Source organism: Enterobacter sp. UPMP2060 (assembly GCF_053709655.1).
On sequence record NZ_JBSKJQ010000007.1, the window covers coordinates 147,019 to 169,731 of the forward strand.

A 22,713-nucleotide genomic window follows, 5' to 3' on the forward strand; every position below is an offset into this window, starting at 1 on the left:
CATTTGCGACCCGGACATCACCGCTGCGTGTGATGTCCGGATAACTCATGTTATGCTGCAAATCGTTCCTTTTTTAACGACACGCGCATCATGCTTTTAAAGCTCTTACGTTCTACTGTCATCGGTTTGATTGTCGCTGGCCTGCTGCTGCTGGCGCTGCCGTCTTTACGTCAGTTCAATAAACTGTCGGCTCCCCAGTTCGATAGCACGGATGAAACGCCGGCCACCTATAACCAGGCCGTCCGCCGTGCCGCACCTGCCGTGGTTAACGTCTATAACCGTGGTCTGAATACCTCAGCCCATAACCAGCTGGAGATCCGTACCCTCGGCTCCGGCGTAATCATGGACGAGCGCGGCTACATTATTACCAACAAGCACGTGATTAACGATGCCGACCAGATCATCGTCGCCCTGCAGGATGGCCGCGTGTTTGAGGCGTTACTCGTTGGGTCTGACAGCCTGACCGACCTGGCCGTTCTGAAAATTAACGCCACGGGCGGTTTGCCGGTCATCCCGATCAACCGTAAACGTACCCCGCATATTGGTGACGTCGTACTGGCTATCGGTAACCCTTACAACCTGGGCCAGACCATCACCCAGGGGATTATCAGCGCGACCGGTCGTATCGGTTTGAACCCCTCCGGGCGGCAGAACTTCCTGCAAACCGATGCCTCCATCAACCACGGTAACTCCGGCGGGGCGCTGGTCAACTCGCTGGGCGAGCTGATGGGTATAAATACCCTCTCGTTCGATAAAAGTAACGACGGTGAGACGCCGGAAGGAATCGGCTTTGCCATTCCGTTCCAGCTGGCGACCAAAATTATGGATAAACTGATCCGCGACGGACGCGTGATCCGCGGCTATATCGGTATCGGCGGGCGCGAAATTGCGCCGATGCATATCCAGGGCGGCGGTATCGATCAGATTCAGGGCATCGTGGTTAACGAGGTGGCACCGGGAGGTCCGGCGGCTAACGCGGGAATTCAGGTAAACGATGTCATTGTGTCGGTCAACGGCACGCCAGCGGTCTCTGCGCTGGAGACGATGGATCAGGTTGCAGAAATTCGCCCGGGTTCTATCATCCCTGTTGAGGTCATGCGCAACGATAAGAAACTGACGCTGCACGTGACGATTCAGGAATACCCGGCCACTAACTGACAGGCATAAAAAAACGGAGCGATAAGCTCCGTTTTTTTTACCGGGAGACGGTTCGTTTTACTTGTTAACGAACTCTTCGCCCAAGGTGATATCTTTCTTCAGCGTATCCAGCATGCCTTCCATCGCGTGTTGTTCAAACGCGCTCAGCGTACCAATGGATTTACGCTCTTCGATACCGTTTTTACCCAGCAGCAGCGGCTGAGAGAAGAAGCGAGCGTGTTCGCCATCGCCTTCAACGTAAGCGCATTCAACAACGCCTTTCTCGCCCTGCAGAGCGCGAACCAGTGACAGACCAAAACGCGCAGCCGCCTGGCCCATAGACAGGGTTGCAGAACCGCCACCCGCCTTCGCTTCCACCACTTCGGTGCCCGCGTTCTGGATGCGTTTAGTCAGGTCAGCCACTTCCTGCTCGGTGAAGCTCACGCCTGGGATCTGCGACAGCAGAGGCAGGATGGTGACGCCAGAGTGACCGCCGATTACCGGTACTTCCACTTCTGTTGGCTGCTTGCCTTTCAGCTCAGCAACAAAGGTGTTGGAACGGATGATATCCAGCGTGGTTACGCCGAACAGTTTGTTTTTGTCGTAAACACCCGCTTTCTTCAGCACTTCTGCCGCGATAGCCACGGTGGTGTTCACCGGGTTAGTGATGATCCCGATGCATGCTTTCGGGCAGATTTCTGCAATCTGCTGCACCAGGTTTTTCACGATGCCCGCGTTGACGTTGAACAGGTCTGAACGATCCATGCCTGGCTTACGCGCCACGCCTGCAGAAATCAGCACCACGTCGGCACCCTGCAGCGCAGGACGTGCATCTTCACCGGAGAAGCCTTTGATTTTTACAGCAGTCGGGATGTGGCTCAGGTCAACCGCCACACCTGGGGTTACCGGAGCAATATCGTACAGGGAGAGTTCTGAGCCTGAAGGCAGTTGGGTTTTCAGTAGTAGGGCAAGCGCCTGGCCGATACCACCAGCAGCGCCGAGGACTGCGACTTTCATCCTAAACTCCTTATTATGGTTAACTTAAGTATCTGTAAATCCGTTGCGGCGACCATAATTCAGCAAGTAAATAATTACAATTTTCGTAGCTAAAGAATTTGAGGTCACGCGACTTTATCTCTCACCAGAAGACTATCTGACGACAGAGGGCAACGCATTAAGAGGTGGTTACAATACACCCTGCCCCGCCACCAAAACAACATCATTTTGATAACATTTAATTTACTTTTAAGCTTATTTGCGCGGCGTGACCCAGGCATGTTTTCTGATAACGAAATCTGATAAAATCACTCCCTTTCATAACATTATTTCAGCCTGGCGCTGAGTAGATAATTTGCATAAAAATTCATCCACATGCATAATAATGTTGTTTCTATCGTCATATTCCGGGTGACTTATGCGAAGCTCGTCTAAGCAAGAAGAATTAGTAAAGGCGTTTAAGGCGCTACTCAAAGAAGAGAAATTCAGTTCTCAGGGAGAAATTGTTCAGGCGCTGCAGGAACAAGGCTTCGATAACATCAACCAGTCGAAAGTCTCCCGCATGTTAACGAAATTTGGCGCGGTGCGTACGCGTAACGCCAAGATGGAGATGGTGTATTGCCTGCCGGCAGAACTTGGCGTGCCGACCACCTCCAGCCCGCTCAAAAACCTGGTTCTGGATATCGATCATAACGACGCCGTCGTGGTGATCCACACAAGCCCGGGTGCCGCGCAGCTGATTGCCCGCATGCTGGACTCGCTGGGTAAAACGGAAGGTATCCTCGGGACTATCGCCGGTGATGACACCATCTTTACCACACCGGCTAGCGGTTTCTCCGTGAAAGATCTCCACGAAGCCATTCTGGTACTGTTCGAACAGGAACTCTAATCCCCTCTCCCCGTAGCGCCGCTGCGGGGATCGTTCTGCTTCCGCTGCGTTCTCCCCTCTTTTCTACTGCCTTTCACTTTGACAAATAGTGCTTTTTACCACCTATTAACATTCATCTGGTGAATGCTAAATCAAAAAATCGCACAAAAAATCAAAAGCTGATATCCATATGATTTTATTAGATATAACCAACGTAAATGAACAAAAAACACCCAATATTATGCGATTTGGTTATAAAAAACAGACTGGTTAACACGTAATAACAATAGAAACCATTAGTCTGGTATTAATTTTTACCGTTATTAGTGTATACTTGATTTTGTGATGAGGGTCACGAAACAAGACCCCACTAAAAAATTCGACGAGGTAAAAATCATGAAAATCAAATCAACTGTAGCGGCGCTCAGCGTCCTGTCCGTCCTGTCATTCGGTGCTTTCGCAGCTGACTCTATCAATGCTGACCAGGCGCAATCCCGTCAGGCCATCGGTACGGTTTCTGTCGGCGCGGTCGGCACATCGCCAATGGACATGCATGAGATGCTGAACAAAAAAGCGGAAGAACAGGGTGCGTCATCCTATCGCATCATCGAAGCGCGTTCCGGTGACCACTGGCACGCCACCGCTGAGCTGTACAAATAAGTTTTAGTAATAGCTGAAAACGAAAATCTCCACTCAACGGCACCAGGCATAAAAATAGCGGCTCAACCCTTCTCGCCGTTGAGTAAAAAACCCTATTCAGGAGTAAAGACTATGAAAACCAAATTGATCATCGCAACCCTCGGTCTGGCATCCGTTCTCTCTTTCGGCGCAAGCGCAGCCGTACAGCAGGTGAATGCCGACCAGGCACAAAATCTACAGCGTATGGGCAGCGTCTCCGTAACGTCTGTCACCGGTTCACCGATGGATATTCGTCACGAACTTGCCGCCAAAGCTGAAAAAGCAGGCGCCAGCAGCTATCGCGTCACCGAACTGAATCAGGGTGACCACTGGCATGCAACGGCAGAACTGTATAAATAAACCCTCGTCGTATCTCATCATACGACTTGCCCCTGGCCTCATGGTCAGGGGCTTTTTTCATTCAATGCCGCGCGTTAAAGCGCAGTTGCCCTTCAAGCTCTTCTTCCGCTTCATCGAACAGCAAGATCAGCGCGCCAAAACGTCTTCGCAGCTTATCGGGCAAATGGATGAACTCAATTTCCAGCGGTAGCGGCAACTGACTGCCGGTGACCACGTCCCACAGCGTATCCAGATTCGTCACGCTTTCCCGTTCAAGATCAAACGCCCGGATAAATTCACGGTAGAAGTCTTCCTGACTGTCGATCTCGTCAAAATCAAACGTATAGGTTTTCATTGCCAGCCACCCAGTCCAGGCGAGCGGCAGATGCCGCCCTGTCTATTATAATCCCCCAATATGCAGGGTTTTAACTTCCAGATACTCTTCCAGCCCCAGCACGGAGCCCTCTCGTCCAAGGCCTGACTCTTTTACGCCGCCAAAGGGCCCAAGCTCCGTGGAGACGGCGCACTCGTTGATGCCGATCATCCCGCTCTCGATGGCCTGTGAAACGCGGAAGACCCGTGAGAGATTCTGGGTGTAGAAGTAAGCCGCCAGCCCATAGGGCGTGTTGTTGGCGCGCTGGATGACTTCATCTTCCGAGGTGAAACGGAAGCACGCCGCCACCGGGCCAAACGTCTCTTCTTCTGCCAGCTTCATGCCTTCATGGCAGTCGCCCAGCACGGTTGGCATCCAGAAATTTCCGCCAAGCGGATGAGGCTTACCCCCAGCCAGTACGGTTGCGCCCCGGACAACGGCGTCGTCGACATGCTCACGCACCTTATTGACCGCCGAAGGTTCAATCAGCGGCCCGACGACCACCCCCTCCTCAAGACCATTACCTACCTTCAGCGCATTCACCGCATCGGCGAGTTTATTCACAAATTTGTCGTAGACGGTTTCCTGAATATAAAAACGGTTCACGCTGACGCAGACCTGCCCGGCATTGCGGAACTTGTTGGCGATCGCGCCCTTAACCGCTGCGTCGATGTCCGCATCCTCAAAAACGATATACGGGGCATTTCCCCCCAGCTCCATCGAGACTTTTTTCATGGTTTCTGCGGCGTTACGCACCAGCGTTTTGCCGACGGAGGTTGAGCCGGTAAAGGAGATTTTACGCACGTCGCGGCTAGCCATGATCGCATCGCTGATTTCATGCGTATTCCCGGCGACGGCGTTGAGAACACCGTCGGGCACACCGGCCTGTTTCGCCAGCGTAAGCAGCGCAAACGCGCTGAGCGGCGTGTTGTTGGCCGGTTTAATGACCCCGGTGCATCCTGCTGCCAGCGCCGGGCCTAACTTGCGGGTGAGCATGGCCATCGGGAAGTTCCACGGCGTAATCGCCGCGACCACGCCAATAGGTTCACGGGTCGCCAGAATGCGTGAGCCGGGTTTTATCGGCGGAATAATTTCACCGTTCGCGCGCTTGGCCTCTTCGGCAAACCACTGGATAAAGCTGGCGGCGTACTCGACTTCTCCCTCCGCTTCTTTCAGGGGTTTGCCCTGTTCGGTGGTCATCAACCGCCCGAGCCAGCTTTTATTCTCAATAATCAGTTCGTACCAGCGGTAGAGAATCGCCGAGCGTTCTTTCGCGGTTTTGGCACGCCATGCCGGGAAGGCCTGGGTAGCCGCTGCAATGGCGTCTTCGGTTTGCGCTTTACCCGCTTTAGCGACTTTAGCAATGACCTCGCCGGTCGCGGGATTCAGCACATCAAAGGTTGTATCCAGCGTTTTCCAGATTCCGTTGACCAGATAACCGGTCTGAAAAAGGATGTGGTCCTGAAGCGCCTGGGTCGTCATGTGTTCTCCCTTTCTGAAATGTAAGAACGTGCTGGAATAAGTATAGCCACAAAAAAACCGACGCTTTTGGCGTCGGTTTTTTTACTTCAGTCAGTTATCCGTGAGGGCATTCTGATAGCGATGCAGCATAAACACCAGCCGTCCTACCGGCTCGGTCACCTGAGGCGGCGCCTCCCAGTGCTTGAGCTTTTCCTGATAGGTATCGAGCTCTTCAAGCAGCTGCGTAAAGTAGCGACGCCGTTTGTCATCGCTGCTGGCAGAAAGCACGTGATCGGCGGTACGACGCAGCTGGCGGTGGTATGCCGACAAATCGTCGTTGATCGGCACGGGCGCGTTACGCAAACGCTGGTGCGCAATGATCATGGTTAACGCCAGGCGGAACTTCGCGATATCGCCCGGGAACTTGTTCAGCAGCAAAAACAGCTGCTGGTAGAGCGCGGGCAGGTGGTTCTCTTTACGGCGCGCGGTATTGGTTGTCAAAGATGACACGGCAGCCGACACGAACTGGTTCAGCAGCACGCGGCCCGTTCTTGCCTGCGAGTTATCCCGCACCAGCAGTATCACCATCATGGCCAGGAAGCAGCCCACCAGCTGGCCTAACGCGCTGTCGAGGAACTGGCTGAAATGGAAGGTCATCGGGTTATCGAGCACGATGATGTTAATCGTACTCGCCAGCGCCCCCAGCGATCCCAGACGCCGCTTTTGCACTTCAATGCCGATAAAGAACGCCATTACCGCCAGGCTAATACAGAGCAGCAGCATGCTCTGTTGCGTCGACGGGATGATGACCAGGAAATAGAGCGCGCCTATCGGCAACGCGGCAATCGTGCCGTAAAGGAAATCAATGGCGACCATACGCGGATTAGGCAGACGCATCGCCAGTGCGGTCACAACGGCAATCATCACCATCGCGCCGCTGCCGGACGTCCAGCCCGTCCACAGCCAGAACAGCGTGCCGAGCATGCAGGCAAGCGTCGTACGCCAGAAATTGACCATTGCGTGATGGCGCTCGGCGGATTCCGCCTTGATCACCACTTCACCCTGCAGCACCTCTTCTTCCGCCGCGCTGATTTTGGTGTTACCGATCACGCCGCGCTTCAGAAGCAGATAGCGCGTCGCGGCGCCGACCCAGGTGTAGATGGTTACCGGCGTGTCGCGCTCCCCGGTCCAGGCAATCACCCGGCGCATGCGCTTAAGCTGCTTATGCACGTCCTGTACGGTTTCCACCGGCTCGGCAAACAGTTCGCGGAACGTATCGGTGACCGCTTCCGGCCGAGTGTTCTGAATCAGATAGGTTTCACAGGCCTGGGTAATCAGCGTCAGAGAGACGGTGTTGAGGGCTTTCAGGCGTCGATTCGCGCGGGCCCAGCGCGACGACTCCATATTAAGGTTGCTGCGCATTCCTTCCAGCGCCTGCGTACGACGTACCAGCCCGCTCCAGGCTTTATCCACCTCTTCGCTATCGCCATGCTTAATGCACAGCTGCATCAGCTGATACTGGGCAACAATCAGCGCGTCGAGCTCACGGTCAACTTCCTGCTTGATGGAGCGTGGGGAGAAAAGCAGGTCAGCGACGATCGCGCTGACAATACCAATCACAATCTCGCTGCAGCGCTCAACCGCAAACTGCGGGGCGAGCAGCGGTTCACTTTGGATAGTGATGACAATAATCAGCGCGGTATAGCCCGCCAGTCCCCAGGCGTAGGAGTTCTCCACTTTCACCAGAGACGAGAGCCAGGTGCAGAAACCCGCCCAGATACAGCACACCATCAGCATCAGCAGCGGGGTGCGGATCATCAAAATAATAATGGTCAGCGCCGCGAAACAGCCGATAAACGTCCCGATGATACGCAGCATCCCGCGATAGCGGATCGCGCCAGAATAGGGCTCCCCGCCCGCGGCAAAGGCAGGGCCCGCCGCGACAATCGCAGCCGTCAGCACTGCCCAGCGAGGGGTTTCAAGCTGGAAGTGAAAGCCAACAAACAGCGCCAGCACGATGGCGCACGCCAGCTTCACGGCGAAGCGAATGTGCTGGCTGGCGATGGAAAAGATACCCATGGCGATTAACCAAACTCGCGCAGGCGGTGGGCAATTTTACGGAAGAACGAGTCCTGGCTGGCATCCCGGTCCTTTTCACCGGTGATCACCACCGTCGCCGTGGTACCCGCAGGCCACAGATTTCCCTGCTGTTCATCCAGATGAATACGTACCGGCACGCGCTGGGCCAGACGCACCCACTCCAGGTTGGAATCGACCGTCGCCATCCCTTTGGCATCGTTAGAACTGCTGGAGTTAGTCACCCCTGCGGCAACGCTGTCGACGGTGCCTTTAAAGACGCGGTTGCTGCCGAGCGGCGTGATTTCCGCCCGGTAACCTGGGCGCACGCCTTCCAGCTTGGTCTCTTCCATATAGGCGAGCACGTAGAAGGAGTTCTGTTTAACCAGCGCCACGGCGGTTGAGCCACGGGTAATGAATTCCCCGGCATAGACGTTAAGGTTGGTGACCCAGCCATCGGATGGCGCGCGGATCACGGTGCGCTCGAGATCGAGCTTCGCCAGATCGCGCGTTGCCTGCGCTTTCGCCAGCTGGTGCAGCACGGTTTGCAGCACGTTGTTGGACTGGTCAATCTCTTCGCGGGACATTGCCTGAACGCCCAGCTGATTACGGCGACCTGCCTCGCGGCGTTTCTCCGCAGCCAGCGCCTGATAATAGGTCACGTCCGCTTCCGCCTCTTCCAGCGCTTTCTGGTAACGAGGCTGGTCGATGGTGAACAGGACCTGATCTTTTTTCACCAGCTGGTTATCGTGGACGTTGACCGCCGTGATAAGGCCGGCCACGTCAGGGGCTATTGCCACCACATCGGCGCTGAAGCGTGCATCACGCGTCCACGGTGATTCGGTGTAATAAACCCAGGCGCGGAAAATAGCGATGAAGGCGAGGATAACCAGCGCCATTGTGATGGCAGTGCGGGAGATTTTTCTTGTTAGCGTTTTCACATCAACCTCAGACAAACATGCGCGATATCAGATAAAACAGGCAGCAATACAGCGCGGTATTGAACAATGCAGGGTGCCAGACGAAATCGTAGATCCCGGTAGGGACCAGCACCTTGCGCACCAGCCAGAAGATCGCCAGTGATAAAAGAAGCTCGAAAAATATCGGTGGGAACGACAGACCGAACACCACGATAACGGGAAACAGACTCATGTTGACCTTGATAAGAGAGAGTGCAGGCTTCAGAATTTTTTAGCGCACGCCACCGCAGGAGAGCAAGAAACGCCGGGCGAGAATGGCGCAGCCGTTATGTAATAAATAATATATTAACGTAACTGTTATGCTGTTATCTATAATATGTGATCTAAATCACTTTTAAGCCAGAGTGAACAATGGAACGTTTAAAACGCATGTCGGTCTTCGCCAAAGTGGTTGAGCTGGGCTCTTTTACCGCCGCTGCACGCCAGCTTCAGATGAGCGTCTCATCCATCAGCCAGACGGTGTCCAAACTGGAAGATGAGCTTCAGGTCAAGCTGCTCAACCGCAGTACCCGCAGCATTGGGCTGACCGAAGCGGGTAAAATTTACTATCAGGGCTGTCGCCGCATGCTGCTTGAAGTGCAGGATGTTCACGAACAGCTCTATGCCTTCAACAACACCCCCATCGGCACGCTGCGCATCGGGTGTTCTTCAACTATGGCACAAAATGTTCTCGCTGCCATGACCGCGGATATGCTGAAAGAGTACCCCGGTCTTACGGTCAATCTGGTGACGGGTATCCCGGCGCCGGATCTGATTGCCGACGGGCTGGACGTGGTGATCCGCGTCGGCGCGTTGCAGGATTCCAGCCTGTTCTCGCGACGGCTGGGCAGCATGCCGATGGTCGTCTGCGCCTCGAAAAGCTATCTGGCGCAGTACGGCGTTCCGGAGAAGCCCGCCGATCTCACCAACCACTCGTGGCTGGAGTACAGCGTGCGGCCCGATAATGAATTTGAGCTGATTGCCCCGGAAGGGATTTCTACCAAACTGCTGCCGGAAGGGCGGTTTGTCACTAACGATCCGATGACGATTTCACGCTGGCTGGTGGCCGGCGCCGGGATCGCCTACGTGCCGTTAATGTGGGTGATCAACGAGATCAACAGCGGCGTGCTGGAGATCCTCTTCCCGCGCTACCAGTCCGATCCGCGCCCGGTGTACGCCCTGTATACCGAAAAAGACAAACTCCCGCTCAAGGTTCAGGTGTGTATTAACTATCTGACCGAGTATTTTGTGGACGTGGCGGAGCTGTTTCAGGGGATGCGGGGGAGAAGGAAAGAGTAGGCCTTTTTCCATAAGGACGCGGGAGAAAAGACAGCGTGGAGCAGTACCCTCTCCCCTTTGGGGAGAGGGTCAGGAAATTACGCCGTGCCGCCCACCGTTAGGTTGTCCACCTTCAGCGTTGGCTGGCCCACGCCAACCGGCAGGCTCTGGCCCTCTTTACCGCAGACGCCCACGCCGTTATCCAGCTTCAGATCGTTACCGACCATGGAAATCTGCTGCATGGCTTCAATACCGGAGCCAATCAGCGTCGCCCCCTTCACCGCTTTGGTCACTTTACCTTTCTCGATCAGATACGCTTCTGACGTGGAGAAAACAAACTTACCGGAGGTGATGTCCACCTGGCCGCCGCCAAAGTTTGGCGCAAAGATACCGTAATCGACGGATTCGATAATCTCCTGCGGCGTCGATTTGCCCGGCAGCATGTACGTGTTGGTCATGCGCGGCATCGGCAGATGCGCGTAAGATTCACGGCGTCCGTTGCCCGTCGGCGCGACGCCCATCAGGCGCGCGTTGAGTTTGTCCTGCATGTAGCCTTTCAGCACGCCGTTTTCGATCAGCACATTGTACTGCCCTGGCGTACCTTCATCGTCGATAGCCACCGAGCCGCGACGATCGCGCATGGTGCCGTCATCCACCACGGTGCACAGCTCAGAGGAGACAAGCTGCCCGATTTGACCGCTGAACACGGACGTCCCGCGACGGTTAAAGTCGCCTTCCAGGCCGTGGCCTACGGCTTCGTGTAACAGTACGCCCGGCCAGCCGGCGCCCAGCACCACCGGGAATGAGCCCGCCGGCGCCGCGACGGCATTCAGATTCACCAGCGCCATGCGCACGGCTTCTTTCGCCCAGGCGTCGGCGCGTGCTTCACCGTCAACGTCGCCCAGGAACCAGTCATAGCCGAAACGACCGCCGCCGCCGCTTGAGCCGCGCTCGCGTTTGCCGTCGTCATCGACCTGCACGCTGATGGAGAGACGCACCAGCGGGCGAACGTCTGCCGCAAGGGTACCATCCGTTGCCGCAACCAGAATCAACTCATACACGCCGCTCAGGCTGGCTGAAACTTCCTGCACGCGTTTATCCGCCGCGCGGGCGACTTTGTCCACCCGACGCAGGATATCCAGCTTCTCTTCACGGCTCATGCTCTGCAGCGGATCGATGCTGGTATAAAGCGCTGAGTGCTGCACTTCTCCCAGGGTTTTCACGCGACCATCGCCGGTATCACGCACAATGGTACGTGCGGCCTGGGCGCTCTGCTCGAGTGCGGTGAGGCTAATCTGATCGGCATAGGCAAAACCGGTTTTCTCGCCGCTGACGGCACGGACGCCGACGCCCTGGTCGATGTTGTAGGAGCCATCTTTGATGATGCTGTCTTCTAAAACCCAGGATTCGTGATAGCTCGACTGGAAATAAAGGTCGCCGTAGTCGAGACGGCGTTCGGTCAGTTGACCAAGAATGGAGAACAGGTCCTGATGGCTCAGGCCGTTCGCTGCGAGCAAATGTTCACTTACCAGGTTCAGACTCATCGTATTGCTACTCGTTCGTTGCCGCCCGTGGCGGTATAAAGATCGTATTTATTGAGAGTGAGGCAATTACCTGCCCACGTCAAATCATTGCTGTGCATCTTTGCGCGGCTGGCGCAGCACCTCGTTAATCTGCGGTTTATCTACCGGACCGGTAATGCGGTAGCGCAGAATGGAGACCTTGCTCCACAGCGGCCCCAGCACTTTGCTGGCGGCAAACACTGCCGCACCGACAATCGGGTTCACCACAAAGGCCGCCGCCACGCCCACGCTCGCGGAAATTTCCGGCGCCACCACGGCTTCCATATCCAACTCGCGACGCACGAGGTTAACGGAGCCTTTCATAGCGATATCCGCTTCCAGGCCATCCACCAACGTGTCGTCCGTATGCAGAACACCGTCCTTGATCCACGCCGTGCTGTGGATGGAATCGTAGTAGAAACCTTCGCTGAAGGTATCGCTGAAATCGAAGCGCAGCTTGCGCAGCAGCGCATCAAAACTCAGCAGGCGCAGGATCTGCCCGGCGCGCCCCGTGCTCACGTCGGCAATTTCACCTTTGCCGAAGCGGGTTTTCAGAATGCCGTTCAGCGAGGCCTCATCCGGCTTCCACGGAGCGTCACGCCAGTGAAGATCATAATCGACGTCAAACGACGAGCCGCGCAGCGGCGTGCTGATACCAAAGAAATTGGCTGCCGCATCCAGCTTGTTGCCTTTAATGTCGCCCTTGAGGGACGTTCGCTGCTCGCCCGGGTTATTCACCCATTCCCCTGCGGCCGTCATGCGGCCAAAACCGGTATCAACCAGGCCGCCGGAGAGCGTAAGCGTGTTGGCCTGAATAGTGAAATCACCGTCAATACGGCCATATTTCTGCCCCCACAGCCAGCACTCCGCGCAGCGCAGCTGGAGATCGGGCCAGCCGCTAAAATCGACGCTGGAGACATTACTCAGCGGCGAGGCTTCTGCCGGTTTATCTTTCCCGCTCGCGGCGCTTGCCGGGTTGTAGTAGAGGTAGCGGATCGCCGCCTGCCACGGCGCGTGATTGCGCATGGTCAGCGTGCCGTTGATCTCCCTTCCCTGGGCCTCCACCTTCGTGCCGTTAGCGCCAGGCTGTGAAACCAGGCTCAGGTTGTTCCACTGCTGCCCACCCAGCATCAGTGACGGCGTGCGTACGGTAATGGCTTGCGGGAACTGGGCGGTTTCATCAACGTTTTGCCCAACGCCTTTCTGGAACAGCGCCAGCCACTCTGCACCGTCCATCGGCGGGAGATTCAGCTCAATGCCCGACTGCTCCGGCAGAGGCGGCGTGGAGCGGCTATCCGTTGTCCAGATGGCTTTGTCGAGGGTGAGCTTGCGGTTAAGCAGCCAGCGGCTGTTGAAGTGGTTTGTCCCGCCCGCGCTTCCGGTCAGCGCGAAGCTGTTCAGGTTGCCATCGACGTTCAGCTTTACCGGCAGCGGCTGTCCGGCCTGTCTATCCAGCGGCGCAGGCAGCTGGCTCTGAAGGTTTTTCAGATCGCCCGTGATGTCGACCTTATACTGGGCGCCCGCGTGATAAGGCAGGTCGATTGCCACTTTACCCTGCCAGGCGACTGCGCCCTGCACTGACGCCTCAATGGGTTTCGGCAGGACCTCCATGCGCGCTGGCTGCCAGTTACCGTCCAGATTGACGGCTACCTGATAAGCCTTTTCACCCTCGGTGGTCGTGAAGTCGATATTAACGGGCTGATTAAACCAGCTGGCCGTAAGCGGCTCGCTCTTCAGGTTTCCGTTGTCAAAGCTGAACTGCCCGCTGAGATTTTTCAGCGTGCTCTCAAGGGGTTTGATGAACAGGCTGTTGTTCTTAAGGCGGACGTCGCCTTTGGCGGTGGTCATCTCGCCGTCCAGCGGGATATCAAGATGTAAGCGAGCATTCACATCGCCATCAAGCTGTAGCTGCTGGAGCGTCGCCGCCAGCGAATCTTTCAGGGGCGTCTCCTCAAAGTACGGCCCCACCGCTTTGCCCGGGCCATTGATGTCGGCATCAATCAGCAGCTTCTCTTTGGAGTAATCCGGGATGTTGGCCGTCAGGTTGCTGGCCGTCACGCCGCCCAGCGCCACGCTGTCGGACTTCATCCATAGTCCGTCATTGAGGAAGTTGAGCTCGATATCCAGGTCTTTCAGCGCGGGCCAGCCGGGCTGGAACGCAAATGTCGCGTTATGCAGCGGCACCAGCACCTGGAACTGGCCTTCATTATGTTTGTACGGGAAAAGATGCGGGTTACCGCCGTACACCAGCGTGGCATTGTCCGCCTGACCGCCCTGAATCGCGCCGCTGAGATAGTCCACCAGGGCTTTTCCCATCAGGTTTTCCGGGAAGTAGCGCCAGGCCTGAGAGCCGTCATCGGTGCTGATCCCGGCCAGAATGCCCAGCCACGGCTCGTCACCTACAGGCTGCAGATAGCGGAAATCGCCGCGCGCGTGCACCGCTTTGGCTTTCACATCGATATGGCGACCATCAAGCTGGAAGCCCTTGTCGTTACGGAGCCAGTTAAGCACCGCGCTGCCCTGTTCGATTTCCAGCGGCGCGCGGAAGACCGTCTCGTAAGGCATTTTGGCATCGTGCATATCAACCGTTAGCCTGCCGTTTTCCACGCTGCCTTCCAGCTTGCCGCTAAAGTGCTCCGCCCCCGGCAGCAGCTTCCACTGCTTCCAGGCAAGATCTTTCCACGTTGCCTGGAAGCGGGTTTTTTCCGTCGCCTGGAGCGGAATATCCAGCGCCAGAGCGTCTATTTTCCCGCTCGGCTGCGTTGCCAGCCAGATCTCGCCCAGGTCCGGAGAGAGCTTTGCCGCCATCGAGCGCAGGCCTTCAATGGCCGCCAAATCCAGGTTGCTGGCGCGGATGCGCAGCTCGTCGCTGCGTTTACTGGCCGTGCCGCCGACGTCCTGCTCCGGCATCCAGGCCAGCGTCAGCGCACCGCGCGGCCACGGCTTGCCGTCCATGGTGATGCGCGTATCCGGAATGGCAAACTGCCAGCCCTCTTTCTCCTGCGTCACGTGCGCGGTGAGGTTATCGACGGAAAGCTGATGCTGCTGTTTTTCGCCTTTCCAGCTGGCGCCCCCCTGCTTGAGCCAGATATCGCCGCTGGCAAATTCGCCTTTGGTCAGGGTCAGCCAGCCTTCAAGGCTGAAGCGGGCAGTCTCCAGCTGCATATTTTGCTGGAGCCAGTCGCCCAGCCACGGCTTCACGTCAACATCGTCGGCCTGCAGCCAGACTTTGCCGTTGTTTAACAGACCGTCATCGTCCCGCAGATCCATCCGTACCTGCATCACACCGTGCTGGCCATTCAGGCTTGAGAGATTGACCTGCCCCTCGGCGCGGTGACGTTCTTTACCGTTGAGCCAGGTCAGCTGGGGGATCGCCAGTTCGGCGCGCTGGCCGGAAAGGGTAATGAAGCTCACTTCGCTGTCGCGCAGATCGAAGTGATCGAACTGACGGAGGAAAAGATCGCTGAAGCGGTTGGCTTCCAGACCCTGACCGCTATCGCCGCCGGACAGAGGCGTATTGGTCAGGAACTGGAGTTGATAAAAGGTGAGATCGCGAAACTGCCAGCGCAGATGCAGCAGGCTTTGCCAGACGTCCAGCGCCAGGGTCACGCGTTTGATTTTCAGGTGGCCGCCATCTTTGAGGCTGGCGTTTATATCCCGGACATCGAGCGTCGGGCCAAAATTCTGCCAGTTAGCGCTAATCTGGCTTACGTTCACCGGCACGCCGGTGGTGGATTCGATTTTAGCCAGCAGCTGCGGACGCCAGCTGTCCAGATGCGGTAATACGAGGCGTAGCCCGCTCACGAGCAACGCGACAATCACGACCAGCGTTGCCCCTGTAAGCAATAAAATCCCCGGCAATCGCCTCACGCATCTCTCCTTGTCAGCTTTCGTCACGCAGCGTACTGCGTCTTACATCATCACGACGTCAAACTGCTCCTGGTTATAGAGCGGTTCAATTTGTACTTTTACCTGTTTGCCGACAAAGATTTCCACTTCCGCCAGCGCGTGTGACTCTTCGCCTTTCAGCGCTTCAGCCACCGCAGGGGAAGCATAGACCAGAAAACGATCGGAGTCGTAGGCATGATGGACACGAACGATTTCACGCATAATTTCGTAGCAGACGGTCTCAACCGTCTTTACCGTTCCGCGCCCATGGCAGGTTGGGCATTCATTACACAGCACATGCTCAACGCTCTCGCGGGTACGCTTACGCGTCATTTCCACCAGCCCCAGCTGCGAGAAGCCGTTAATGCTGGTTTTCACGCGATCTTTGCTCAGCGCCTGCTCAAGCGAGTGCAGCACGCGACGACGATGGTCTTCATTACTCATATCGATGAAGTCGATGATGATAATGCCGCCCAGATTGCGCAGACGAAGCTGCCGCGCAATGGCCTGCGTGGCTTCGATGTTAGTGTTGAAGATGGTGTCATCCAGGTTGCGATGGCCGACGAACGCGCCGGTGTTGATATCGACGGTGGTCATCGCTTCGGTCTGATCGATGATCAGATAGCCGCCTGACTTCAGCTCAACCTTACGCTCCAGCGCGCGCTGGATCTCGTTTTCGACATCATAGAGATCGAAAATCGGCTGACGCCCTGAATAATGCTCCAGCAGGCCAGGCATCTCCGGGATGTACTCAGCGGTAAATTCCAGCAGCGCTTCATAGGTCAGGCGCGAGTCCACGCGGATGCGGTCGAGCTGGGCATCGGCAAAGTCGCGCAGAACGCGCTGAGCAAGGGCCAGCTCACCGTAGAGCTGGTAGCGGGTCTGGTTGCGTTTTTTACGCTCCATCACCTTGGTCCAGACGCGCTTCAGGTAAGCCGCATCCGACGCCAGGTCTTCTTCGCTGATCCCTTCCGCAGCGGTACGGATGATAAACCCGCCCTGTTCATCGCAGTAGGCGCTGACCACTTTCTTCAGACGCTCGCGCTCGGTTTCGCTCTCAATACGTTGCGAAACGCCCACGTGCGACGCGCCGGGCATAAAGACCAGATAGCGGGAAGGTAAGGTGATGTCGGTGGTCAGACGGGCGCCTTTGGTACCGAGGGGGTCTTTCACCACCTGCACCATCAGATCCTGTCCCTGACGCACCAGTTCAGAAATATCGCGCACGGCAAACTGTTTTTGCTCTTCGCCCGCGACGCACTCGGTGTGCGGCATGATATCGGAGGCATGTAAAAACGCCGCCTTATCCAGTCCAATATCTACAAAAGCCGCCTGCATACCCGGTAGTACACGACTGACACGACCTTTGTAGATATTGCCTACTATTCCGCGCCGCGCTTCACGCTCAATATGAATTTCCTGAAGAATGCCACCATCAATATAGGCCACACGGGTTTCCGATGGCGTTACGTTTACCAACAATTCAGCCGTCATAATTATCCCTTCCCTCACGCAGTGAGTTAAAATTGCTCAGCAACTCATACGTTTCCACCAGCGGTAAGCCGACTACGGCGTGATAGCTGCCATTAATCTTCCTGACAAAACAGCCACCCAGCCCCTGAATACCGTATGCACCTGCTTTATCCATTGGTTCACCGCTGGCAATATAAGCGGCGATGTCGTCGTCGGTAAGTACTCTGAATGTCACTTCGGTCACCACCAGGCAATCCAGCACGTGCTGGCGGTCAGCCAGCGCGACGGCCGTCATCACCTGATGCGTTTGTCCGGACATTTTGTGCAGCATGCGCGCCGCATGATCGGCGTCGCGCGGTTTCTCAAGCACTTCACCGTTCAGAATAACGATGGTATCTGCTCCCAGCACGGGAAGATCGCGTGGCACACTGGCCACGCCCGCCTGCGCTTTCTCGCGCGCCAGGCGAGACACGTACTGTTGAGCGCTTTCGCCCTCAGCACGTTTTTCTTCAATGCCGGTAACGATGCGTTCAAAAGAGACGCCTAGCTGCGTCAGGAGTTCCTGACGGCGCGGGGAGCCGGAAGCGAGATACAAAGACGTCATAGAAACCTTTTATTGCACAGCAAACTGCTGGCGAACCTTACGCATCAGCAGGAATAACCAAGGCCAGAGCACACCGTTTACTACACTACTCCAGAACACTTCCGGTCGGAAAGAGACGTTGATCACTAAAAACTCTGCCCAGAAAACAACGATATCCGCAGCGAGCGACAATAGCATCACTACCAGGGCCTGTTGCCAGAGCGCAAGGTTACGAAAGAGCTGGAATTTGAGTGCGACGAGGTACGCAATAATGCTCATGGACAAGGCGCGCACGCCAAGCGTAGAGCCGCTAATGAGATCCAGTATGGCACCCATCACGAAACCTGTGCCGACATTTACGCGATGCGGCAGGGCAAGGATCCAGTAGAGTAAAATGAGTAATACCCAGTTTGGCCGGAAAACGAGAATGTCATCCGGCCAGGGCATCACTTGCAGTAACAGTGCAATGAGAAACGAGAGCCAGATGACCCAGCGTCCCTGGCTACGATAGCTTGCCACTACTGCCCTCCCGAAGAGAGTTTAGGCGGTGGCGGCGCATCCGGCAGCGGCTGCGTTAACCCGGTTGCCGGCGCCGGTACTGGCGCAGGCGGCCCCATGGAATCCGCAGGTGGGAGAACCTGCGGCATCATCTGCATCAGGCGCTCGTTCGCCACGCGATGCACCTCTTCAGGCGTCATCGGATTAGAACCGTTACGATCGGCGCCCCACAGCAGCAGCAGATAGCGCAGACGCTGCAAACCGGCGGTTGGACGGGCCTGAATCACGGTATAGGCACGCTGGGTGTCCAGCTTGACCGAAGAGACCACCGCAACCGGATAACCTTCAGGGAAGCGTCCACCCAGGCCGGACGTCACCAGCACGTCGCCCACGCGGATATCCGTGTTAGCCGGCAGGTGTTCCAGCTGCAGGTCGTCCGTACAGCCGTTACCGGCCGCAATCACGCGGATGTCGTTGCGCAGAACCTGGATCGGCAGCGCATGCGTGGCATCGCAAATCAGCAGCACGCGGCTGGTCAGTTTAGCCACGGCAACAACCTGGCCCACAACGCCTTTATCGCTGATAACAGGCTGACCTTCATACACCCCGTTCACGCTCCCTTTGTCGATCACAACCTGATCGCTGTAGGGGTCGTTCACGGTGGAGATCACCTGCGTGACCATTTTCTGCTCATCCTGACGCAGCGGCGAGCCGAGCAGCTCACGCAGACGCGCGTTTTCCTGCTTGTATTGCCCCAGCATCAGCAGTTCGCTGTTTTTCAGCAGCAGTTCCTGACGTAATGCCCGGTTTTCGAGTTCGAGTTGGTCGCGCGAAGACAGCGTTTGAGAAACGGAGTCGAGCAGTTCACGGGGACCATTTGAAACAAAGTAGAAAGGACTGACGGCGGTATCCATGTACGTTCTGATCTGGCTGAACGTACCGAGGCGGCTATCGGCAATAATGACCCCAAGCGCAACCAGAACCGCCAGAATAAGGCGAAACTGTAGCGATGGGCCACGGCTAAAAATTGGCTTCATAGGCTATGCGTATTCTCGCGTCAGAGAGAAAGGGTAGCAAATTGCTACCCTCTCAAACTCGACTACTCTTCGCTGAACAAATCGCCGCCGTGCATGTCGATCATTTCCAGCGCCTTGCCACCACCACGGGCGACGCAAGTCAGTGGATCTTCTGCAACTACGACAGGAATACCTGTCTCTTCCATTAACAGGCGGTCGAGGTTACGCAGCAGCGCACCACCACCGGTCAGAACCATACCGCGCTCGGAGATATCGGACGCCAGCTCTGGTGGGCACTGTTCCAGCGCAACCATTACCGCGCTCACGATGCCCGTCAGTGGTTCCTGCAGAGCTTCCAGAATTTCGTTGGAGTTCAGGGTGAAACCGCGTGGAACACCTTCAGCCAGGTTACGGCCACGTACTTCGATCTCACGCACTTCATCGCCCGGATACGCGGAGCCGATTTCGTGTTTGATACGCTCTGCGGTGGCTTCACCGATCAGAGAGCCGTAGTTACGGCGCACATAATTAATGATGGCTTCATCGAAGCGGTCACCACCGATACGTACGGAAGAGGAGTACACCACGCCGTTCAGAGAGATAACGGCCACTTCAGTGGTACCACCACCGATATCCACCACCATAGAACCGGTAGCTTCGGAAACAGGCAGGCCAGCACCGATGGCCGCAGCCATTGGCTCTTCAATCAGGAACACTTCACGTGCACCTGCACCCTGGGCAGATTCACGGATTGCGCGACGCTCTACCTGGGTTGCGCCAACCGGCACACACACCAGAACACGCGGGCTTGGACGCATGAAGCTGTTGCTGTGAACCTGCTTGATGAAGTGCTGAAGCATTTTTTCAGTCACGAAGAAGTCGGCGATAACGCCGTCTTTCATTGGGCGAATGGCGGCGATGTTGCCAGGGGTACGACCCAGCATCTGCTTCGCGTCATGACCCACTGCAGCAACGCTTTTCGGCGAGCCTGCACGATCCTGACGAATGGCCACAACGGAAGGCTCATTCAATACGATGCCTTGTCCTTTTACATAAATAAGGGTATTCGCGGTACCCAGGTCAATGGACAGGTCATTGGAAAACATGCCACGAAATTTTTTCAACATACTAAGGGATAATCCTGAAAGCTGGGGCGGAAAACAAAATCCGCTTACTTTACCAACCACACGCAGCAGCGACAAGGCGCAAAAATCATCTGCAACGGTGAAAATTTGTGCAGTACGTTTCCTGATGTTACAAAATCATCCCCTGATTCCCTCAGGGCTGAGTAAACAGTAGCGTTCCCCACTGACGTTTGTAACCCGTTACAGGTCGTTCACTGGCTTTTTGCTCGACATACTCAAAGCTACAGGCGCGATATTCTACGTGAAAACAGCGTAAACGGCAGGTCAAACAGAGTATCTTTGCAAATATTTTTTCACGTTGGTGTCAAGCGGTTGAGAGGCAGCAAAAAAATCCCCCTGACCGCCCATCACGCCGCGCGCTGTTAACATCTGCCATTCGCTTCTGGAGCGCACGCCCGTGGCGAATACTTGTGTTCGCGTACCCTTGCACGCTTCTACCAGACTCTGTACCAGCAGCTGGTTTTCCGTACGCTTCTCAATATTCCTTACCAGCCCCGGATGTAGCTTTAATAACTCCACATCCAGTTCCTTGATCCAGTTGGTGCTGACCAGCGTTAAACCTGCCTGCGTCACAGCGATACGTGCACCGAGCGCATTGATCAAACGTACCACCGGACGTAACCGGCTGATGTGTTGACCTACATCGGCCTCAGCAAGTTCAAAAATAATGTGTTTACGTTGCGATTTTTCGCATTGCATTAGCGTATCACGTAGCCAGCGCTGAAAACGTGGGCGTATTAACGACTCCACGGTGACCTGTAACGCCAGGTTTTCTTCAGGCCAGAAGGATAAAAACGGAATCAGCCGGGTAATTTGCTGGCGGTCATACTCTTCGGACAGGCCAAATTGCAGCACCATCGGCAGATATTCCGCAGAGATGACCTCTTCGGTACCGTCAAAAATACGACACATCAGTTCACGGTGATGAACGTTGCCGTTTTTCATGACCGCGGGTTTTTGATAAATACGTGGCCCGCCGCGGCTGAGCATTTGCTCAATCAGCGTGCGCCAGCGCACGTTGCCGCGCCCTTTTTCCGGCAGCGAGTCATCGTAAACCGCCCATCCGTTGGCTCCCTGCAACACGGCGTTGCGGGTAGCGGCTTCCGCATGCTCCATCACCTGTTCAGTCGATTGTCCGCCACGCCAGGCGCAGATCCCCATGTGGACCATATCGTCCCTGTCGAGCATTTTGCTCTGCGGCAGCGCATCTACCGCCTTCAGCAGCTGGCTGGCGATGCTTTCGGATTCCTTCAGCGTACGGTGAGGCAACAGCACGGCAAAGTCGCTGCGGTGATAGCGGGCCAGCAGCGCGCCCGGGTAGCGCATAATAAAGGTGGAGAGCAGGTTGATCAGCGTAAAGAGGTTTTCTTCCGCGGCACGCTGTCCCCAGGTGTCGCGCAGGAGATCGAAATCGGGCAGACGAATCATCATCACCACCCCGTGAGTCCCCACTTTTTCTGAATCGTCGAGCAGCGTGGCGAGCTGATTATCAAAGAAAAGACGGTTGTTAAGGCCAGTTTTATTATCCTGCGCCGCATAAGAGCGGATCAGCGTATCCATACGGCTGCGCTGGTCGCTGGCAAACTGGATTTCGGAGAGCAGGGTATCGAGCGCGCTGCTGGCGCGTGACGGCCACTCGTGAACAGAGCCACGCACCTGCGGGCCGCGTTCACCGTTCAGGATCCGCACGGAGCGCATCTCCAGCAGCTCCTGACCGGAAAGCTGGCGGCGCAGCCAGCGGACCGCGAGAAAGATCAGCAGGACGATAAACGCAACAGCGACGGTGAGCGGCGCGGTGGTCATCATGGAACGGAAATAGCTGGCCATCGGATCGAGGTAGACCATGTGTATGGTCATCCCCGGATTTTTAAGGGAATGCACCGTCACTTCCCGATACTGGCTTACCACGCCCGCGGGGCGATAGCTTCCCGGTCGTTCGTGGCTTAAAACACGATGCTTTCCCTGCAGAATGTCGATCTGAACGATATCAACAGGTACCATCAACTCATCAAGCTCACGGGAGAGCGCCGGTAGGGGCGTCGTCAGCAGACGCGTATCAATCACCGAGGCAACAGACTGTACCCGGTTGACCAGCTTGTCCTGAATGGCGGTGTAAAAACTCAGGGAACAGCCCAGAAGCGTGACAAAAATGGTAAGCCCCGTCAGCAAGGTGATAAAAGCTGAGAACTTCGTCGTTAATCGCATCCTTGAGATTACTCCGTGGGTTGATGGGGTAGCGAGTAAGCGCTAACTTGCATTTCAAATGCGGCATACTACCAAATCGGGCGTATCTGGCAATTTATTGCGTTAAATCGGCACTGCGTTTCCCTGAGCGAGTATAGTCTTCAGAAATTATTTTCCAATCATCTGAGTCGTGAGGACC

At 56.0% G+C, this 22,713-nt stretch carries 19 protein-coding genes; 5 read left to right on the plus strand and 14 right to left on the minus strand.

Annotated elements, in window-relative coordinates:
* Positions 1-90: 90 nt before the first annotated feature.
* Positions 91-1,158: an outer membrane-stress sensor serine endopeptidase DegS gene (gene degS, locus ACWKXN_RS15595; protein ID WP_454543999.1), complete on the plus strand. Its 1,068-nt coding sequence runs from the start codon at positions 91-93 to the stop codon at positions 1,156-1,158.
* A 57-nt stretch (positions 1,159-1,215) separates the two neighbouring features.
* Here the strand turns inward: degS and mdh are convergent, their stop codons facing one another.
* Complete coding sequence (gene mdh / locus ACWKXN_RS15600) at positions 1,216-2,154, minus strand: malate dehydrogenase (RefSeq protein ID WP_023309387.1); 939 nt, start codon at positions 2,152-2,154, stop codon at positions 1,216-1,218.
* A 397-nt stretch (positions 2,155-2,551) separates the two neighbouring features.
* On the opposite strand from mdh, the gene argR reads away from it, so the two are divergent.
* From argR to yhcN (ACWKXN_RS15615), 3 genes are all read left to right on the plus strand, one after another.
* Positions 2,552-3,022, plus strand: a complete 471-nt coding sequence (argR, locus tag ACWKXN_RS15605) for a transcriptional regulator ArgR (protein ID WP_023309388.1) — start codon at positions 2,552-2,554, stop codon at positions 3,020-3,022.
* Positions 3,023-3,397: 375 nt separating this feature from the next.
* Positions 3,398-3,661, plus strand: coding sequence for a peroxide/acid stress response protein YhcN (gene yhcN / locus ACWKXN_RS15610; RefSeq protein WP_023309389.1), 264 nt, complete (start codon positions 3,398-3,400; stop codon positions 3,659-3,661).
* 111 nt (positions 3,662-3,772) lie between these two features.
* Entirely contained in the window at positions 3,773-4,039 is a 267-nt protein-coding gene (gene yhcN / locus ACWKXN_RS15615; RefSeq protein WP_032659672.1) for a peroxide/acid stress response protein YhcN, read from the plus strand.
* A gap of 61 nt (positions 4,040-4,100) precedes the next feature.
* Here the strand turns inward: yhcN (ACWKXN_RS15615) and ACWKXN_RS15620 are convergent, their stop codons facing one another.
* From ACWKXN_RS15620 to aaeX, 5 genes are all read right to left on the minus strand, one after another.
* Positions 4,101-4,373: a barstar family protein gene (locus ACWKXN_RS15620; RefSeq protein ID WP_023309391.1), complete on the minus strand. Its 273-nt coding sequence runs from the start codon at positions 4,371-4,373 to the stop codon at positions 4,101-4,103.
* Positions 4,374-4,418: 45 nt separating this feature from the next.
* On the minus strand, positions 4,419-5,873 hold the full coding sequence (locus tag ACWKXN_RS15625) for an NAD-dependent succinate-semialdehyde dehydrogenase (protein WP_182071502.1): 1,455 nt from the start codon (positions 5,871-5,873) through the stop codon (positions 4,419-4,421).
* A 90-nt stretch (positions 5,874-5,963) separates the two neighbouring features.
* Entirely contained in the window at positions 5,964-7,931 is a 1,968-nt protein-coding gene (gene aaeB / locus ACWKXN_RS15630; RefSeq protein WP_048977697.1) for a p-hydroxybenzoic acid efflux pump subunit AaeB, read from the minus strand.
* Between the two features lie 5 nt (positions 7,932-7,936).
* Positions 7,937-8,869: a p-hydroxybenzoic acid efflux pump subunit AaeA gene (gene aaeA, locus ACWKXN_RS15635; RefSeq protein ID WP_454544000.1), complete on the minus strand. Its 933-nt coding sequence runs from the start codon at positions 8,867-8,869 to the stop codon at positions 7,937-7,939.
* Positions 8,870-8,876: 7 nt separating this feature from the next.
* Entirely contained in the window at positions 8,877-9,080 is a 204-nt protein-coding gene (gene aaeX, locus ACWKXN_RS15640; protein ID WP_003860416.1) for a p-hydroxybenzoic acid efflux pump operon protein AaeX, read from the minus strand.
* Positions 9,081-9,259: 179 nt separating this feature from the next.
* Here aaeX and aaeR point away from each other — a divergent pair, with 179 nt between their 5' ends.
* Entirely contained in the window at positions 9,260-10,186 is a 927-nt protein-coding gene (gene aaeR / locus ACWKXN_RS15645) for an HTH-type transcriptional activator AaeR (RefSeq protein ID WP_023616809.1), read from the plus strand.
* Between the two features lie 77 nt (positions 10,187-10,263).
* Here the strand turns inward: aaeR and tldD are convergent, their stop codons facing one another.
* The 8 genes from tldD to csrD form a co-directional block, all read right to left on the minus strand.
* On the minus strand, positions 10,264-11,709 hold the full coding sequence (gene tldD, locus ACWKXN_RS15650; RefSeq protein ID WP_029740073.1) for a metalloprotease TldD: 1,446 nt from the start codon (positions 11,707-11,709) through the stop codon (positions 10,264-10,266).
* Positions 11,710-11,793: 84 nt separating this feature from the next.
* Complete coding sequence (gene yhdP / locus ACWKXN_RS15655) at positions 11,794-15,597, minus strand: AsmA2 domain-containing protein YhdP (protein ID WP_454544001.1); 3,804 nt, start codon at positions 15,595-15,597, stop codon at positions 11,794-11,796.
* Between the two features lie 42 nt (positions 15,598-15,639).
* Entirely contained in the window at positions 15,640-17,109 is a 1,470-nt protein-coding gene (gene rng, locus ACWKXN_RS15660) for a ribonuclease G (RefSeq protein ID WP_010436156.1), read from the minus strand.
* A complete protein-coding gene (locus ACWKXN_RS15665) occupies positions 17,099-17,692 on the minus strand; it encodes a Maf family protein (RefSeq protein ID WP_023309398.1) in 594 nt (197 codons plus the stop codon). The genes rng and ACWKXN_RS15665 overlap by 11 nt, the downstream gene beginning before the upstream one ends.
* Positions 17,693-17,701: 9 nt before the next feature.
* Positions 17,702-18,190 (minus strand): rod shape-determining protein MreD, encoded by a 489-nt coding sequence (gene mreD / locus ACWKXN_RS15670; protein WP_023309399.1) that lies wholly within the window; start codon positions 18,188-18,190, stop codon positions 17,702-17,704.
* Positions 18,190-19,206 carry a rod shape-determining protein MreC gene (gene mreC / locus ACWKXN_RS15675; RefSeq protein WP_033146767.1) on the minus strand — a complete coding sequence of 339 codons (1,017 nt, stop codon included), beginning with the start codon at positions 19,204-19,206 and terminating at the stop codon, positions 18,190-18,192. The genes mreD and mreC overlap by 1 nt, the downstream gene beginning before the upstream one ends.
* Positions 19,207-19,268: 62 nt before the next feature.
* Positions 19,269-20,312 carry a rod shape-determining protein MreB gene (mreB, locus tag ACWKXN_RS15680; RefSeq protein ID WP_000913396.1) on the minus strand — a complete coding sequence of 348 codons (1,044 nt, stop codon included), beginning with the start codon at positions 20,310-20,312 and terminating at the stop codon, positions 19,269-19,271.
* Between the two features lie 282 nt (positions 20,313-20,594).
* Complete coding sequence (gene csrD, locus ACWKXN_RS15685; RefSeq protein WP_048981162.1) at positions 20,595-22,535, minus strand: RNase E specificity factor CsrD; 1,941 nt, start codon at positions 22,533-22,535, stop codon at positions 20,595-20,597.
* Positions 22,536-22,713: the final 178 nt, after the last annotated feature.

What these genes read in the sequence shown, in the direction of transcription:
- ACWKXN_RS15665 (WP_023309398.1), bottom strand. Translation starts at nt 17,692, where the DNA reads ATGACGTCTTTGTATCTCGCTTCCGGCTCCCCGCGCCGTCAGGAACTC.
- degS (WP_454543999.1), top strand. Translation starts at nt 91, where the DNA reads ATGCTTTTAAAGCTCTTACGTTCTACTGTCATCGGTTTGATTGTCGCT.
- mreB (WP_000913396.1), bottom strand. Translation starts at nt 20,312, where the DNA reads ATGTTGAAAAAATTTCGTGGCATGTTTTCCAATGACCTGTCCATTGAC.
- ACWKXN_RS15625 (WP_182071502.1), bottom strand. Translation starts at nt 5,873, where the DNA reads ATGACGACCCAGGCGCTTCAGGACCACATCCTTTTTCAGACCGGTTAT.
- rng (WP_010436156.1), bottom strand. Translation starts at nt 17,109, where the DNA reads ATGACGGCTGAATTGTTGGTAAACGTAACGCCATCGGAAACCCGTGTG.
- tldD (WP_029740073.1), bottom strand. Translation starts at nt 11,709, where the DNA reads ATGAGTCTGAACCTGGTAAGTGAACATTTGCTCGCAGCGAACGGCCTG.
- mdh (WP_023309387.1), bottom strand. Translation starts at nt 2,154, where the DNA reads ATGAAAGTCGCAGTCCTCGGCGCTGCTGGTGGTATCGGCCAGGCGCTT.
- aaeB (WP_048977697.1), bottom strand. Translation starts at nt 7,931, where the DNA reads ATGGGTATCTTTTCCATCGCCAGCCAGCACATTCGCTTCGCCGTGAAG.
- mreC (WP_033146767.1), bottom strand. Translation starts at nt 19,206, where the DNA reads ATGAAGCCAATTTTTAGCCGTGGCCCATCGCTACAGTTTCGCCTTATT.
- argR (WP_023309388.1), top strand. Translation starts at nt 2,552, where the DNA reads ATGCGAAGCTCGTCTAAGCAAGAAGAATTAGTAAAGGCGTTTAAGGCG.
- yhcN (WP_032659672.1), top strand. Translation starts at nt 3,773, where the DNA reads ATGAAAACCAAATTGATCATCGCAACCCTCGGTCTGGCATCCGTTCTC.
- aaeX (WP_003860416.1), bottom strand. Translation starts at nt 9,080, where the DNA reads ATGAGTCTGTTTCCCGTTATCGTGGTGTTCGGTCTGTCGTTCCCACCG.
- yhcN (WP_023309389.1), top strand. Translation starts at nt 3,398, where the DNA reads ATGAAAATCAAATCAACTGTAGCGGCGCTCAGCGTCCTGTCCGTCCTG.
- ACWKXN_RS15620 (WP_023309391.1), bottom strand. Translation starts at nt 4,373, where the DNA reads ATGAAAACCTATACGTTTGATTTTGACGAGATCGACAGTCAGGAAGAC.
- csrD (WP_048981162.1), bottom strand. Translation starts at nt 22,535, where the DNA reads ATGCGATTAACGACGAAGTTCTCAGCTTTTATCACCTTGCTGACGGGG.
- aaeR (WP_023616809.1), top strand. Translation starts at nt 9,260, where the DNA reads ATGGAACGTTTAAAACGCATGTCGGTCTTCGCCAAAGTGGTTGAGCTG.